The organism is Burkholderia sp. Bmkn7 (genome assembly GCF_041103175.1).
In the GTDB taxonomy this organism is placed as follows: domain Bacteria; phylum Pseudomonadota; class Gammaproteobacteria; order Burkholderiales; family Burkholderiaceae; genus Burkholderia; species Burkholderia cepacia.
Genome location: NZ_JBGCUH010000002.1, coordinates 1,521,267 through 1,535,627, shown reverse-complemented (window position 1 = coordinate 1,535,627; position 14,361 = coordinate 1,521,267). Strand labels below are relative to the sequence as shown.

The window sequence follows — 14,361 nt, the reverse complement described above, 5'->3', positions numbered from 1 at the left end:
TGACGTCGTCCGTCACGGTTTCCAGCGATACATCAGCACCTTGCCGCGCGCGTCTTCCTCGACGAACACGAGGTACTCGCCGTTCTCGCGCCGGAACGCGCTGATGCCGAACGGCACGTCGACCCAGCCGGATGCCTTGCCGACCTCGGCGCCCGGGCTCATCACGCCCACTTCCTTGCCGGTTTCCTTGTCGTACACGTGGATCTTGCCGACCGGCTCCACCCCGAACAGGTAGCGGCCCTCGGCCGTGATCCCGATCAGGTCGAAGATCGGCTTCGCGTCGAGCTGCCACGGCAGCGCGACCTGGTAGCGCACGACCGGCGAGCCCGTCGACCACTTGTCGAAGCGGACCAGCACACGGCCCACTTCCTTGTTGATGCCCGGCTGCGGCGGGGCATCGGCCGTGTAACCGGTCACGTACAGCGTGTCCGTCTGCGCGTCGTAGATCGAGCGGCGCAACTGCGTGAACGGCTGCGGCATCGGATAGGTCGTGACCTTGTCGTACGAGTAGACCGGGTTGCCGGCCTTGTCGACGCCGCCGTACTGGAAGCGGTGGATGCCGCGCACGTCGCTCGTGCGCCAGATGTCGCCCTTCGTGTCGACCCACCAGCCCCAGCCGCCCGCCTTCGCCTTGCCGGTGGTATTGATCTCGAACTCGTCGGCATCGAGCCGGCCGTTGCCGTTCGCGTCGCGCCACATCCAGTCGCCGCCCGGCGGCTTGTTCGGCACGTTGTCGACCGGCCGCGCACGGCCCGCGATCAGACCGGACGGAATCGCGACTTCGCCGTCGCGCTTCGCGTCGAAGCGGTAGATCTTCAGGTGATCGGCGTACATGTCCGTCAGGTACAGGAACGTGCGGCCGTCGAGGCGCCGCGCGATCGGCATGCCGGGCCACTGGTCCGTATGGAACACGGGGTCGTCCGGATACTTGAAGCGGTTCGACAGGAAGCCGACGTATTTCCAGTCCTGGCCCGGCGGTTTCGACAGGTCGAGCTCGAAGCGCTTGTTGCCCGTGTACACGCTGTTCGGCCGCGCCGGGTCGAGCCATGCGCCGTCGACGAACAGCAGCCCCTGCACCTGCCAGCGCAGCTTGCCGTCCGGCGTGTAGCTTTCGAGCACGGCGCCGAGCCCCGCACCGATCGTGTCGTGACGCGGCCCGATGCCGTTCATCGACACGTAGATGTTGCCCGCCCGGTCGACACCGACGCCCGTCAGCCCGTTGAAACGCTGCGGCCCGGGCCGGCCCGGCACCGGGCCCGCGAAGATGCCGCCGCGCTCGCCGAGCGTGCCCGACTGCGCATAACCCTTGCCGCCTTTCGAGAAGATCAGGATCTGCTGGCGCGGCCCGTTGTCCGCGACGAGCACGCGCCCTTTCGCGTCGACTGCCACGTCCACCGCGTCGGTGCCTTCCGGCAGCGCGGGGGCGTCGTCGAGCTTGCGGCCGTCGGCGCGCACGTGCGCGAGATGCGCGGGCCCCTTGATCGTGTCCGTGAGCAGCCACAACGTGCCGTCGCCCGCGAGCGCGATGCGGCCCGGCTCGTGCGCGTTCCACGTGCCCTTCTGCTGCATCGTCTCCGCGTCGTACACGTCCACCGCGTCGCGCGTCGGATTCGTCGCGAACAGCGTCTTGTCGTCGGCCGCGAGGCCGCCGACTTCCGACTTCTGCTCGCCCGTTTCCGAGCGCGCGGGCGCCGCCACCTCGTTCATCACCATGAAGCTCGCGGCCATCCGCGCGCGGCCGGCATCGGCACGCCCGCCCGGGGCCACCTGCGGCGCCGCGCGGAACGGCGCCGGCTGCTTCATGTCGCCGATCGTGCGGCGCGAGATGCCGAACCACTGCTTGCCCTTGTCCGGCCAGATGCCGGGCGACTGCAGGTGGCCGCGCTCGTTGCCGACACCGATCGCGACGTACGCATATTTGCTGTTCACGGCGATCGCGCTGCCGCCGAGGTTGCCCCAGCCGTGCGTGCCGCCGGCGAAGCCGAGCATCTTCCCGTCCTGGTAGACGCTCGCTTCGGCGCCGCTCTCGTCCCACGGCGCATTCGTATACACCTTGCCTTCAGGCGTCACCGCGATCGCGCGGATGTCGATCTGCGTCCAGCTGCCGTCGCCATAGCCGAACGTATTGCCGATCCACGACGTCGTCGCGGGCAACACCGTTTCGGCCGGTACGGCGCTCGTCAGCAGCGTCGCGCATACCGTCATGCCTACCAGAATCAGACGTCGCAATGCGCTTCTCCAGACTTGATGCAACAGCAACCGGCACCGCTGCCGGCGCACCCTGTCGCTAAATGGGTTTCAAACGTCGCGATGCAGGTTACAAGCAAAAATAATCACAAGAAATTTGGAAATATTTGGGGATGTTTCCGCCTGAAATATCGAACCGGAACAGACGCGCAAAGACACCCGAAAACGGCAATTACGACCGCCTTTCGCTTTCCAGTCTGTAGAAAGTGCCGCTTTTGACCGCCTGGCGGGCCTCCCGGGCGGCGACCATTCATCCCTCTACCGAATTAACCGGCATTTGCATGTTTGTCGCCGGATAAATGACGCGCGTTTTTTTGCCGATTTCTTTTCCCTAGAATCGATTTCGATTCGATATTTCATTTAATGGCATGCATTACGTTCACGTTTACGCATCGGATGTGCGACTCGCCCCGGCTCAGGCCGCGCGTCGCGAAGGAGCGGCGCGATGACGGGCCTCTCGCGACCCGCGGCCCCAACGCCGCCGCAACACGGCCGCATCGTGCAGCTCGACGGGCTGCGCGCGATCGCGGTGGGCGCCGTGTTCCTGCAGCACGCGCTGAAGGCGCCGCTGTGGATGGGTGTCGACCTGTTCTTCGTGCTGAGCGGCCTGCTGATCACCGGCATCCTGCTCGATCGCAAGGCGCGCGGGCAGTCGTACTTCAGCCACTTCTACGCACGCCGCGTGCGCCGCATCCTGCCGCCGTACGTGTTGCTGCTGGTGGTGTCGACGATCCTGTTCGGTGCGGGCTGGCTGCCGCACTGGCCGTGGTTCGCGTTCTTCTCGACCAACATCGGGCTGTCGCTCGGCAGCATCGGCCACGACAGCCTGAACGTGCTGTGGTCGCTCGCGGTCGAGGAGCAGTTCTACATCTTCTGGCCGTTCGTCGTGCTGTGGTGCTCGGAGCGCGCGCTGCTGTGGGTCGCCGCCGCGCTGATCGTCGCGGCCCCCGTGCTGCGCGCGATCGCGACGCCGTGGTTCGACTCGTTCTGGCCGATCTACTACCTGACGCCGTTCCGGATGGACCTGCTCGCCGCCGGCGCGCTGCTCGCGATCGTGCTGCGCCGCGACCGGCGCGCGCTCGAACCGTTCTATCCGCTCGCGATCGTCGGCGCGCTCGTGTCGCTCGCGATCCTCGGCTGGCTGCACCTGTCGTTCCCGCGTTTCCGCGCCGCGAACACGCCGCTGTCGAACGCCGCGCTCTACAGCATCTCGCTGCTGCTGTGCACGTCGATCGTCGTGATCGCGCTGCGCGGACGCGGCCTCGTGCAGCGCGTGCTGACGAACCCGATGCTCGTCTACGTGGGCACCGTCAGCTACACCGTGTACCTGATCCACCTCAGCGTGCTGTACGCGCTGTGGCCGCTGCACCTGAACCGCTTCGTCACGGCCGCGCTGGCGCTCGCGATCACGCTCGCGTACGCGACCCTGAGCTGGTACGGCTTCGAACGGCGCCTGACGCGCGGCCCCGCACGCCGTGCGCTGCCGGCCGCCGCCGGCACGACCGCCTGACTTTCACCCTCCATCGTTTCTACCAGGACAACGTCATGAGCCAAACTCGCAAGAAGGCCATCATTACCGGGATCTCGGGGCAAGACGGCGCCTACCTGACCAAGCTGCTGCTCGACAAGGGCTACGAGGTCACGGGCACCTACCGCCGCACCAGCTCGGTGAATTTCTGGCGCATCGCCGAGCTCGGCGTCGACACGCACCCGAACCTCACGCTCGTCGAACACGACCTGACCGACGCCGGCTCGAGCCTGCGCCTGCTCGAACGCACGCAGCCCGACGAGCTGTACAACCTCGCCGCGCAAAGCTTCGTCGGCGTGTCGTTCGACCAGCCGGCGACGACCGCCGAAGTGACCGGCCTGGGTCCGTTGAACCTGCTCGAGGCGATTCGCGTCGTGAGCCCGAAGACGCGCTTCTACCAGGCGTCGACGTCGGAGATGTTCGGCAAGGTGCAGTCGATCCCGCAAACGGAAGCGACTTCGTTCTATCCGCGCAGCCCGTACGGCGTCGCGAAGCTGTACGCGCACTGGATGACGGTGAACTACCGCGAATCGTATGGCCTGTTCGGCAGCAGCGGCATCCTGTTCAACCACGAATCGCCGCTGCGCGGCCGCGAGTTCGTCACGCGCAAGATCACCGACACCATCGCGAAGATCAAGCTCGGCAAGGCGACCCGCCTCGAGCTCGGCAACCTCGACGCGAAGCGCGACTGGGGTTTTGCACTTGAATATGTCGAAGGCATGTGGCGCATGCTGCAGGCCGACGAACCCGACACCTACGTGCTCGCGACCAACCGCACCGAGACCGTGCGCGATTTCGTGCGGATGGCGTTCGCGGCGGCCGGCTACCAGATCGAATGGACCGGCAAGGGCGAACAGGAACGCGGCCTCGACGCATCGAACGGCAACGTGCTCGTGGAAGTGAACCCGAAGTTCTATCGCCCTGCCGAGGTCGACCTGCTGATCGGCTGCGCCGACAAGGCCCGGTCCAAACTCGGCTGGGAACCGAAGACGACGCTCGAACAACTTTGCCAGATGATGGTCGAAGCCGATTTGACGCGGAATCAACACCATGACACGTTCTGAAGCCGGACGCCCGTCGCGCCGTGCATTCGTCACCGGCCTGACGGGCTTCACGGGCCGCTACATGGCCGAGCGCCTGCAGGCGGCCGGTTATGAGGTCTGGGGCACGGTCGCGCCCGGCGCGGCACGCCACGACGACCCGGCCTTCGCGCACTGCACGCTGCTGCCCGTCGACCTGCTCGACGCGCAGGCGCTGCGCGCGGCGGCCGCCGACGCCCGGCCCGATGCGGTCGTGCATCTCGCCGCGCGCGCGCATGTCGCGCAGGACGAGCCGTCGGAAACCTACGCGGTCAACATCGTCGGCACCCGCAACCTGCTGGCCGCGCTTGCGGGCCTCGACCGCCGCCCGTCGGCCGTGCTGCTCGCCAGCAGCGCGAACATCTACGGCAATTCGACGGCCGGCGTGCTCGACGAAACCGTCGCCCCCGCCCCGGCGAACGACTACGCGGTCAGCAAGCTCGCGATGGAATACGCGGCGAAACTGTGGGCCGACCGTCTGCCGATCGTGATCGCGCGGCCGTTCAACTACACGGGTGTCGGCCAGAGCGATGCGTACCTGCTGCCGAAGCTCGTCGCGCACTACGCGCGCAACGCCCCGCGGATCTCGCTCGGCAACCTCGACGTGAGCCGCGATTTCTCCGACGTGCGCGACGTGACGGCCGCGTACCTGAAGCTGGTCGAAGCCGCGCCGGCCGGCGAGACGTTCAACGTGTGCTCGGAGCGCGCGTATTCGCTGAAGGAAGTGCTGGCGATGCTGTCGCGTATCGCCGGATACGTGATCGACGTGACGATCGATCCGCGTTTCGTGCGGCACAACGAGGTGAAGAGCCTGTCCGGGTCGCGCGACAAGCTGCGGCGCGCGGTGGGCGAGCTGCCCGTCACGCCGCTCGACGACACGCTGCGGTGGATGGTGGAGGCGATGCGCAACGACACGCAAGCCAGCGACGATCGCACCGGGTAAGCCGCGCGATTTCATCGGCACACAAAACGAAGGGCCGCTCGCTTGCGCGAACGGCCCTTCGTCCATCGTCACGTCAGATCACGTCACGACATGCGTGACGTGCCCCGCTCAGCCTTCCAGCCCGCGCGCGAGATCCTTGCGCAGGTCGCCCGCATCCTCCAGGCCCACCGACAGGCGGATCAGCCCTTCGCTGATCCCCGCTGCCGCGCGCGCCTCCGGCGTGATGCGGCCGTGCGTGGTGGTCGCCGGATGCGTAATGGTCGTACGCGTGTCGCCGAGGTTGCCGGTGATCGAGATCAGCTTCGTGTTGTCGATCACGCGCCAGGCATTCGCGCGCTGCTGTTCGGGGGTGTCGCCCTTCAGCTCGAACGACAGGATCGCCCCGCCCGCCTTCTGCTGACGCTTCGCGAGCTCGTGCTGCGGGTGCGATTCGAGGCCCGGATGAAACACGCGCGCGACCGCCGGATGCGAATCGAGCCAGCGCGCGATCTCCAGCGCGTTCGCCGATTGCTTCTCGACGCGCAGCGACAGCGTCTCCATCCCCTTCAGCAGCACCCACGCGTTGAACGCCGACAGCGTCGGGCCCGCGCTGCGCACGAACGGGAACACCTTGCCCATGATGAATTCCTTCGAGCCGACCAGCGCGCCGCCGAGCACGCGGCCCTGGCCGTCGAGGAATTTCGTCGCTGAGTGCATCACGACATCCGCGCCGAGCTTCAGCGGCTGCTGCAGCACCGGGCTGCAGAAACAGTTGTCGACGACGAACAGCGCGTTCGATGCCTTCGCGATCTTGCCGATCGCCTCGATGTCGGCGAGTTCGGTCAGCGGGTTCGACGGCGTCTCGAGGAAGAACATCTTCGTTTCCGGACGCACGGCTTCCTTCCACGCGTTCAGGTCGGTCGGGTCGACGAAGGTCGTCGTGATCCCGAACTTGTTGAAGATCTGCGAGAACATCCCGAGCGTCGAGCCGAACAGGCTGCGCGAGCTGACGAGGTGGTCGCCGGCCTGCAGCGCGGCCATCACGACCGACATGATCGCGGCCATCCCGGATGCCGTCGCAATGCACGCCTCGCCGCCTTCGAGCGCCGCGAGACGATCCTGGAACATCGTGACGGTCGGGTTCGTGAAGCGCGAATAGGTGAAGTAGTCTTCCGAATTCGCGAAGCGCTCGGCCGCGTCGGCCGCGCTCTGGAAGCAGAAGCTCGACGTGAGGAACAGCGCTTCCGAGTGCTCGTTGAAGTCGCTGCGCAGCGTGCCCGCGCGCACGGCAAGCGTGTCGAAGTTGAGGGAGTCGTCCATGTTCCGTTTTCCGTATCCGATGGCCACGCGCGTCGCGCAGGCCAGATCAAAACCAGGCCCAAAAACAAAAAGCCCGCTATGCGTCGGCATCAGCGGGCTTCGGTGCGGTACGACAGCGATCGACTCGGGCCGGTTGCCACCGGCCTTCGCTTTAGCTGTTTTGGGAAGTCGCCCCGCGTCCGCAAGCTGATATCAAATCGACGCAAGGCCACATCCTATCACGCCTCGATCAAAGCGTGCGCCGGTGTCACTCGACCGACAGCTGCAGGTTCATCTGCGAACGTTCGGTGTCGCCGGCCGTATCGCGATCGGCCTGCGACGCCGGCGTGAGGCGCGCGCGCTCGATCGCATCGAGATACTCGGGCGTCACGTCGCCGGTGATGTAGTTGCCGTCGAAGCACGACGCCTCGAAGCGTTCGAGCTTCGGGTTGATGTCGCGCACCGCGCGGCGCAGGTCGTCGACGTCCTGGTAGATCAGGTGGTCGGCGCCGATGATCTTCGCGACGTCTTCGTCGGTGCGGCCGTGTGCGACGAGCTCGCCGCGCGTCGGCATGTCGATGCCGTACACGTTCGGGAACTTCACGGGCGGCGCGGCCGACGCGAAGATCACCGACTTCGCGCCCGCGTCGCGCGCCATCTGCACGATCTCGTGCGAGGTCGTGCCGCGCACGATCGAATCGTCGACGATCAGCACGTTCTTGTCCTTGAACTCGATGCTCATCGCATTGAGCTTCTGGCGCACCGACTTCTTGCGCACGGCCTGCCCCGGCATGATGAAGGTGCGGCCGACGTAGCGGTTCTTGAAGAAGCCTTCGCGGTACTCGACGCCGAGCTTCGCGGCGACCTGCATCGCGGCCGGGCGCGACGAATCGGGAATCGGCATCACGACGTCGATCGGCACGTTCGGCAGTTCGCGCTTGATCTTCTCGGCGAGATAGTCGCCCATGCGCAGGCGCACGTTGTAGACCGGCACGCCGTCGAGGCACGAATCCGGACGCGCGAGGTACACGTATTCGAACATGCACGGGTTCAGCGTCGGGTTCTCCGCGCACTGCTGGCTGTGGAAGTTGCCGGCCTTGTCGATGAAGATCGCTTCGCCCGGCTCAAGGTCGCGCACGAATTCGAAACCGATGCCTTCCACCGCGACCGACTCCGACGCGACCATCCATTCGGTGCCGTGCTCGGTCTCGAGCTTGCCGATGCAGAGCGGGCGGATGCCGAACGGGTCGCGGAACGCGAGCAGGCCGTAGCCGGCGATCAGCGACACGATCGCATACGAACCCTGCAGGCGGCGATGCACGCCCGAGACGGCCTTGAACACCGAGGCCGGATCGAGCTCGAGGCCCGTGGTCGACAGTTGCAGCTCGTGCGCGAACACGTTGAGCAGCACTTCGCTGTCGGAATTGGTGTTGATGTGCCGGCGGTCGATCCGGAACATCTCGTCCTTCAGTTGCTGCCAGTTCGTCAGGTTGCCGTTGTGCGCGAGGATGATCCCGAACGGCGCGTTCACGTAGAACGGCTGCGCCTCGGCTTCGCTCGACGCCGAGCCGGCCGTCGGGTAGCGCACCTGGCCGATGCCGTAGGTGCCGGGCAGGCTGCGCATGTTGCGCGTGCGGAACACGTCGCGCACCATGCCGTTCGCCTTGTACATGTGGAAATTGCTGCCGTCCGCCGTCGCGATGCCCGCCGCGTCCTGACCGCGATGCTGCAGCAGCAGCAGGCTGTCATAGATCAGCTGGTTGACCGGGGATTGGGAGATAACGCCTACGATGCCGCACATGGCATGTCCTTCAGAATGACAAAATCGGTTCCGTCCTGCCCAGCCGCGTCGTCACACGCGTACGTACTGGGCCATGCCGTCGGGCAGGAGCTGCTTCAGCTCGTGCACGCCCTGTTCGGCGAAAGGACGCAATAGCGCATTGCGCCAGAAATCCTGTTTGGGCAGTTCGGTCAACCCGGCCGCCGCGACCAGCAGCACCACCAGCACGCAGCCGCGGACGAGCCCGAACATCATGCCCAGCGAGCGGTCGACGCCGCCCAGGCCACTGGCCTGCGCGATCCGCGACAGCAGCGCGTTCGCGACGCCGGCGACCAGCACCACGCCGATCACGACCAACGCGAAGGCGATCACCCACTGCGTCAGCGCACCGCCCGGCCAGTTCGCCGGTATATACGGTACGACCAATCCGACGTAGCGGCCCGCGATCACGATCGCCGCGATCCAGCCGATCAGCCCGAAAATCTCGGACACGAAGCCGCGCCACGCACCGCGCAGCGCCGACAACACGATCACCGCCAATACAGCGTAGTCGAAAGCCGTCAGCATCGTGCGTTACTGCGTCAGACCGGCTTCGCGCACCTTCGCGATCGCGGCGGAAGCCGCCGCGCGATCCGCGAACGGGCCTGCACGCAACAGTGTAGCCGTGCTGCCATCCGACTGCTTGCGATGCTCGACATATGCGGGCACGCCCGCCGATTTCAACTTGGTGGCCCACGAACGGGCCGTCGCGTCGTCCTTGAACGACCCGAGCTGCACCGCGAAGCGCGCACCGGCCGGCGACGACGGCGACGACGCGTCGCCGGTGTCCGGGCTCGCGGCGTCGGCATTCGCGACGGCCGCGGGTGCGGGCTTCGGCGCAGCCGGCTTCGCCGCGGGCGCAGCCGGTTTCGGCGCAGGCTTCGGCGGCGTCACGCTCGCCGTGGTCGTGGCATCGGGTTTCGCGGCCGGCTTGGCGGCATCCTTCGGCGCGGGCGCCGGTGCGGCCGCAACGGCCGTGTCGGATGCCGGCGGTTCGTCATGCGCGACGCCGGCCTGCACGTCGGACACATCGTCGTCGCGCGGCGCGACCGCCTGATGCGCGGGCCGGTTCGGGATGTCGATCGCGATGTCGTCGGTGACCGGCTTCGGGTGCGAATCGAGCACCATCGGCAGCACGATCACCGCGGCGACGACGAGCGCGATCGCGCCGACGAGGCGACGGCGCGCGCGTTGCTTTTCTGGAAGGGTCGGATCGAGGAGCAGCGCGTCCGATTCCGGACGTTCGGTGCGGCGCGAGCGGCGCTCGACGCGTTCAGTGGTGCGCTCCGTGCGCACGTTCCGGGAGGCCCCGGTGCGACCGCCGCGCCGCGGGGGCGCGTCGTCGTCTTTCTTGCCGAACGAGAAAATTCCCATGAATGGCTGAGTCCGAAACTGCCCGTCAGTCAGTGTTGCTGCGATTTACGGTAGGCCAGCACGCCGGCAACCGTATGGAAACTGCCGAAAACCACGATTCTATCATTCTCGGATGCTCTTTTTAGTGCATCGCGAAACGCTTCGGCGGGCGACGTGTAACGCGTGACGCTCGAATCGGGCCCCTCCTCCACGCCGGCCTTGCGCAGCGCGGCTTCGAGCTGCTCGGCGGTGGCCGCACGCGGCAGCGGCAGGTCGGTCACGCACCAGTGGTCGATCTCGCCCTTCAGGTGCTGCAGCACGCCGTCGATGTCCTTGTCGTGCATCGCGCCGAACACCGCGTACGTGTACGGGAAGAAGCCCATGTTGCCGAGGTTCTGCTCGAGCACGGCCGACGCATGCGGGTTGTGCGCGACGTCGAGCACGATCGCCGGCTTGCCGGGCAGCACCTGGAAGCGCCCCGGCAGCTCGACGTTCGCCAGTCCGAGCCGGATGTCCTGCGCGGACACCGGCAGCACCGGGCGCAGCGCCTCGAGCGCGGCGAGCGCGGCCGACGCATTGATCAGCTGATTCGCGCCGCGCAGCGCCGGATACGCGAGCGCCGGATAGCGCTTGTCGCGGCCGAGGTAACTCCATTGCTGGCGCTCGGCGCCGGCTTGCGCCTCGTAGCGGAAATCGCGGCCGACGAGCCACAGGTCGGCGCCGATCGCTTCCGCGTGGTCGATCAGCGTTTGCGGCGCGGCCGGATCGCCGCAGATCGCCGGCTTGCCGGCACGGAAGATCCCGGCCTTCTCGAACGCGATCTTCTCGCGCGTGTCGCCGAGGTATTCGGTGTGGTCGATGTCGATGCTCGTGACGATCGCGCAATCGGTATCGATGATGTTGACCGCGTCGAGCCGGCCGCCGAGGCCGACTTCGAGGATCACCGCGTCCAGCCCGCGCGATGCGAACAGGTGCAGGATCGCGAGCGTCGTGAATTCGAAGTACGTGAGCGACACGGGCTCGGGCAACGACGTGCGTGCGGCTTCGACGGCCTCGAAGTGCGGCAGCAGTTCGTCATCGGTGACGTTCTGCCCGTTCACGCGCGCGCGCTCGTTGAATTCGAGCAGGTGCGGCGACGTGTGGCAGCCGACCTTGTAGCCCGCGCGCACGAGGATCGTCTCGAGGAACGCGCAGGTCGAGCCCTTGCCGTTCGTGCCGCCGACGGTAATGACGGGGCACGCGAATTCGAGCTGCAGCGCCGCCTTGACCTGCCCGATGCGGGTCAGGCCCATGTCGATGCCGACCGGGTGCGCGCGTTCGAGATGCGAAAGCCACGCGTCGAGAGTGGGAAAAGTGCTCATCGGTTCAAATCTGGATCGGTACCGCCACTACGCCAAAAAACGAAGCGCGTCGCCTGACGCGGAAGCCAGGCGACGCGCAGAGTTCACAACCTTGCGCCGGTCAAGCCAGCGCGTCGGCCGGCTGTCGCTGCAGCAGCGCGAGCAGTTGCGCGATCTCGTCGCGCATCTTGCGACGGTCGACGATCATGTCGATCGCGCCCGTCTTGATCAGGAATTCGGCGCGCTGGAAGCCTTCCGGCAGCTTCTCGCGGACCGTCTGCTCGATCACGCGCGGGCCAGCGAAGCCGATCAGCGCCTTCGGTTCGGCGATCACGACGTCACCGAGGAACGCAAAGCTCGCCGACACGCCACCCATCGTCGGGTCGGTCAGCACCGAAATGAACGGCAGCTTCGCTTCGGCCAGCTTGGTCAGCATCGCGGTGGTTTTCGCCATCTGCATCAGCGACAGCAGGCTTTCCTGCATCCGTGCACCGCCCGACGCGGTGAAGCAGATGAACGGCACCTGCTGTTCGAGCGCGTTCTGCGCGCCGCGTGCGAAGCGCTCGCCGACCACCGAGCCCATCGAGCCGCCCATGAACGAGAACTCGAAGCAGGCCGCGACCACCGGCAGCGTGTGGATCGCACCGCCCATCACGACCATCGCGTCGGTCTCGCCCGTGTCGTCCATCGCTTCCTTCAGACGATCGGGGTACTTGCGGCTGTCCTTGAACTTGAGCGTGTCGACCGGCACGACTTCCTGACCGATTTCATAACGGCCTTCCGGATCGAGCAGCCCGTCGAGGCGCTCACGCGCGCCGATGCGCATGTGGTGATCGCATTTCGGGCAGACGTGCAGGTTCGCGTCCACGTCGTTGCGGTACAGCACGGCCTCGCAGGACGGGCACTTGACCCACAGGCCTTCCGGAATGCCCTTGCGGCTTTTCGGGTCGGTCTGCTTGATCTTCGGCGGCAACAGTTTGTCGAGCCAGCTCATCGTATGGTTTCCTGTTCCGTGGCGGGCCGGGCCGCATGGCCCGTTCCCGCTTCCTGTGTTGTGTTTATCGCGCCGTCTTGCCCGCGCCGTCCAGGGCGGCGCGCAGCTCGGCAATGAAAGTCTTCAGCGCGGCGGCGGCACCCTCCGGCGCAGCGCTTTCGAGCAGCTGCACGAGGCGGCTGCCGATTACGACCGCGTCCGACACCTCGGCCACCGCGCGCGCCGTTTCGGCGTCGCGGATACCGAAGCCGACGCCGACCGGAACCGGCACGCGCGACTTGATGGCCGGGATTTTACCCGCAATGCTCGAAACATCCAGATTTCCTGCGCCGGTCACGCCCTTGAGCGACACGTAATACACGTAGCCGCTCGCGATCTTGCCGACGTCGGCGATACGTTCGTCGGTCGACGTGGGCGCGAGCAGGAAGATCGGATCGATCTGCGCGGCGCGCATTTTCTCGGCGAACACGCCCGCCTCTTCCGGCGGATAGTCGACGACGAGCACGCCGTCGACACCGGCCGCCTGCGCTTCGGCCGCGAACGCGTCGACGCCCATCCGCTCGATCGGGTTCGCATAACCCATCAGCACGACGGGCGTTTTGGGGTCGGTTTCGCGAAAGCGCTTCACGTCGGCGAGCACGCTCTTCAGCGTGACGCCGCGCGCGAGCGCGCGTTCCGACGAGCGCTGGATCACGGGGCCGTCGGCCATCGGGTCCGAGAACGGCACGCCGAGTTCGATCACGTCCGCGCCGCCTTCGGCGAGCGCGTGCATGAATTCGACGGTTTTCGCGGGATCGGGATCGCCGGCCGTGATGAACGGGGTCAGGCCCTTACGGCCTTGTTCGGCGAGCGCGGCGAAGGTTTGCTGAATACGGGACATGGCAATTTTTCCTCAATGCTTCGGCGACGCGGCGGCGCGATTCACGCGCACGCCGGCGCAGCGAGCGCGTTCACACGCTCGTGCGCGATCGCACAATAGCTTTCGTTGATCTCGTAGCCGACGAAGTCGCGCCCCTGCCGTGCGCAGGCCACCGCGGTCGTGCCGCTGCCCATGAACGGATCGAGCACGCGGCCGCCCGGCGGGCAGCTTGCGAGCACCATCCGCTCGATGATTTCCAGCGGCTTCTGGGTCGGATGATCGACGCGCTCCGCGTGCTGCCGGTGCAGGCGCGAAACCGACCAGACGTCCTTCGGGTTGTAGCCCATCTCCAGCCACTTGCTGCCTTCGAACAGCTTGCGCGAGCGGGCCTTCTTCGTGTCGGCGTCGTACGGGATGCGGACCGGATCGAGATCGAAGTAATACGCCCTGGAAACCGCGAAAAAGCCGATGTTGTCGTGCACCGACGTGAAACGGCGCGTCGTGCCGCCCATGCTCGGCACGCGCCGGTCCCAGATGATCTCGTTGACCATCGTGAGCTGCGTCTTCAGGAAACTGAAGATTTCCGGCGCGTACTGCCACGTGCAGAAGATGTACATCGACCCGCTCGGCTTCAGCTTCGGAATCGCGAGCTCGAGCCACTCGCGCGTCCACGCGAGAAAGTCGTCGCCCGAACGCTTGTCCGAGTCGTTGCCGTAGTCCTTGCCGAGCCCGTACGGTGGATCGGCGACGATCAGGTCGATCGACGCGTCCGGCAGGTGCGCGGCATCGGTCAGGAAATCGCGGTTGTGCAGTTCGATCCCGGACGGCAGCGCGCGCGGCACGGCGGCGGCGGGCTGAACCGCCCCCGCCTCGCTCGCGGCGCCGCCGCCCGGTTCTTCGATCAGGTCACGCATCGGTCGG

The 14,361-nt window shown here is 66.6% G+C and carries 12 protein-coding genes; 3 read left to right on the top strand and 9 right to left on the bottom strand.

Features of this window, described 5'->3' with window-relative positions:
- Positions 1-12 precede the first annotated feature (12 nt).
- Complete coding sequence (locus AB3K92_RS12900) at positions 13-2,229, bottom strand: hypothetical protein (RefSeq protein WP_369465206.1); 2,217 nt, start codon at positions 2,227-2,229, stop codon at positions 13-15.
- Between the two features lie 463 nt (positions 2,230-2,692).
- Here AB3K92_RS12900 and AB3K92_RS12895 point away from each other — a divergent pair, with 463 nt between their 5' ends.
- Genes AB3K92_RS12895 through AB3K92_RS12885 form a run of 3 tightly spaced genes read left to right on the top strand, consistent with a single transcriptional unit; the run spans position 2,693 to position 5,797 of the window.
- Complete coding sequence (locus AB3K92_RS12895; protein WP_059493468.1) at positions 2,693-3,757, top strand: acyltransferase; 1,065 nt, start codon at positions 2,693-2,695, stop codon at positions 3,755-3,757.
- A 35-nt stretch (positions 3,758-3,792) separates the two neighbouring features.
- Positions 3,793-4,839 (top strand): GDP-mannose 4,6-dehydratase, encoded by a 1,047-nt coding sequence (gmd, locus tag AB3K92_RS12890; protein WP_027791153.1) that lies wholly within the window; start codon positions 3,793-3,795, stop codon positions 4,837-4,839.
- Positions 4,826-5,797 (top strand): NAD-dependent epimerase/dehydratase family protein, encoded by a 972-nt coding sequence (locus AB3K92_RS12885; RefSeq protein ID WP_369465205.1) that lies wholly within the window; start codon positions 4,826-4,828, stop codon positions 5,795-5,797. The genes gmd and AB3K92_RS12885 overlap by 14 nt, the downstream gene beginning before the upstream one ends.
- A 108-nt stretch (positions 5,798-5,905) precedes the next feature.
- Here AB3K92_RS12885 and AB3K92_RS12880 read toward each other — a convergent pair whose 3' ends face one another.
- The 8 genes from AB3K92_RS12880 to AB3K92_RS12845 all read right to left on the bottom strand — a co-directional run bounded on the left by AB3K92_RS12880 (position 5,906) and on the right by AB3K92_RS12845 (position 14,354).
- Entirely contained in the window at positions 5,906-7,096 is a 1,191-nt protein-coding gene (locus AB3K92_RS12880; protein ID WP_048022068.1) for an O-succinylhomoserine sulfhydrylase, read from the bottom strand.
- A 247-nt stretch (positions 7,097-7,343) separates the two neighbouring features.
- Positions 7,344-8,876, bottom strand: a complete 1,533-nt coding sequence (purF, locus tag AB3K92_RS12875) for an amidophosphoribosyltransferase (RefSeq protein WP_021158732.1) — start codon at positions 8,874-8,876, stop codon at positions 7,344-7,346.
- 51 nt (positions 8,877-8,927) lie between these two features.
- Positions 8,928-9,422 (bottom strand): CvpA family protein, encoded by a 495-nt coding sequence (locus AB3K92_RS12870; RefSeq protein ID WP_006491262.1) that lies wholly within the window; start codon positions 9,420-9,422, stop codon positions 8,928-8,930.
- Positions 9,423-9,428: 6 nt separating this feature from the next.
- A complete protein-coding gene (locus tag AB3K92_RS12865; protein ID WP_060217662.1) occupies positions 9,429-10,268 on the bottom strand; it encodes an SPOR domain-containing protein in 840 nt (279 codons plus the stop codon).
- Between the two features lie 29 nt (positions 10,269-10,297).
- Complete coding sequence (gene folC / locus AB3K92_RS12860) at positions 10,298-11,608, bottom strand: bifunctional tetrahydrofolate synthase/dihydrofolate synthase (RefSeq protein WP_060309623.1); 1,311 nt, start codon at positions 11,606-11,608, stop codon at positions 10,298-10,300.
- 100 nt (positions 11,609-11,708) lie between these two features.
- Positions 11,709-12,581 (bottom strand): acetyl-CoA carboxylase, carboxyltransferase subunit beta, encoded by an 873-nt coding sequence (accD, locus tag AB3K92_RS12855; protein ID WP_021158729.1) that lies wholly within the window; start codon positions 12,579-12,581, stop codon positions 11,709-11,711.
- Between the two features lie 64 nt (positions 12,582-12,645).
- The gene (gene trpA / locus AB3K92_RS12850; protein WP_369465204.1) at positions 12,646-13,461 is read right to left on the bottom strand and encodes a tryptophan synthase subunit alpha; all 816 of its coding nucleotides are present in this window, start codon (positions 13,459-13,461) and stop codon (positions 12,646-12,648) included.
- Between the two features lie 41 nt (positions 13,462-13,502).
- On the bottom strand, positions 13,503-14,354 hold the full coding sequence (locus AB3K92_RS12845) for a site-specific DNA-methyltransferase (protein WP_059493477.1): 852 nt from the start codon (positions 14,352-14,354) through the stop codon (positions 13,503-13,505).
- Positions 14,355-14,361 lie beyond the last annotated feature (7 nt).

Bases quoted from the DNA above. Each gene is read 5' to 3' on its own strand.
- gmd (WP_027791153.1), top strand. From the start codon at position 3,793: ATGAGCCAAACTCGCAAGAAGGCCATCATTACCGGGATCTCGGGGCAA.
- AB3K92_RS12880 (WP_048022068.1), bottom strand. From the start codon at position 7,096: ATGGACGACTCCCTCAACTTCGACACGCTTGCCGTGCGCGCGGGCACG.
- AB3K92_RS12845 (WP_059493477.1), bottom strand. From the start codon at position 14,354: ATGCGTGACCTGATCGAAGAACCGGGCGGCGGCGCCGCGAGCGAGGCG.
- AB3K92_RS12895 (WP_059493468.1), top strand. From the start codon at position 2,693: ATGACGGGCCTCTCGCGACCCGCGGCCCCAACGCCGCCGCAACACGGC.
- purF (WP_021158732.1), bottom strand. From the start codon at position 8,876: ATGTGCGGCATCGTAGGCGTTATCTCCCAATCCCCGGTCAACCAGCTG.
- AB3K92_RS12870 (WP_006491262.1), bottom strand. From the start codon at position 9,422: ATGCTGACGGCTTTCGACTACGCTGTATTGGCGGTGATCGTGTTGTCG.
- folC (WP_060309623.1), bottom strand. From the start codon at position 11,608: ATGAGCACTTTTCCCACTCTCGACGCGTGGCTTTCGCATCTCGAACGC.
- AB3K92_RS12885 (WP_369465205.1), top strand. From the start codon at position 4,826: ATGACACGTTCTGAAGCCGGACGCCCGTCGCGCCGTGCATTCGTCACC.
- trpA (WP_369465204.1), bottom strand. From the start codon at position 13,461: ATGTCCCGTATTCAGCAAACCTTCGCCGCGCTCGCCGAACAAGGCCGT.
- AB3K92_RS12865 (WP_060217662.1), bottom strand. From the start codon at position 10,268: ATGGGAATTTTCTCGTTCGGCAAGAAAGACGACGACGCGCCCCCGCGG.
- accD (WP_021158729.1), bottom strand. From the start codon at position 12,581: ATGAGCTGGCTCGACAAACTGTTGCCGCCGAAGATCAAGCAGACCGAC.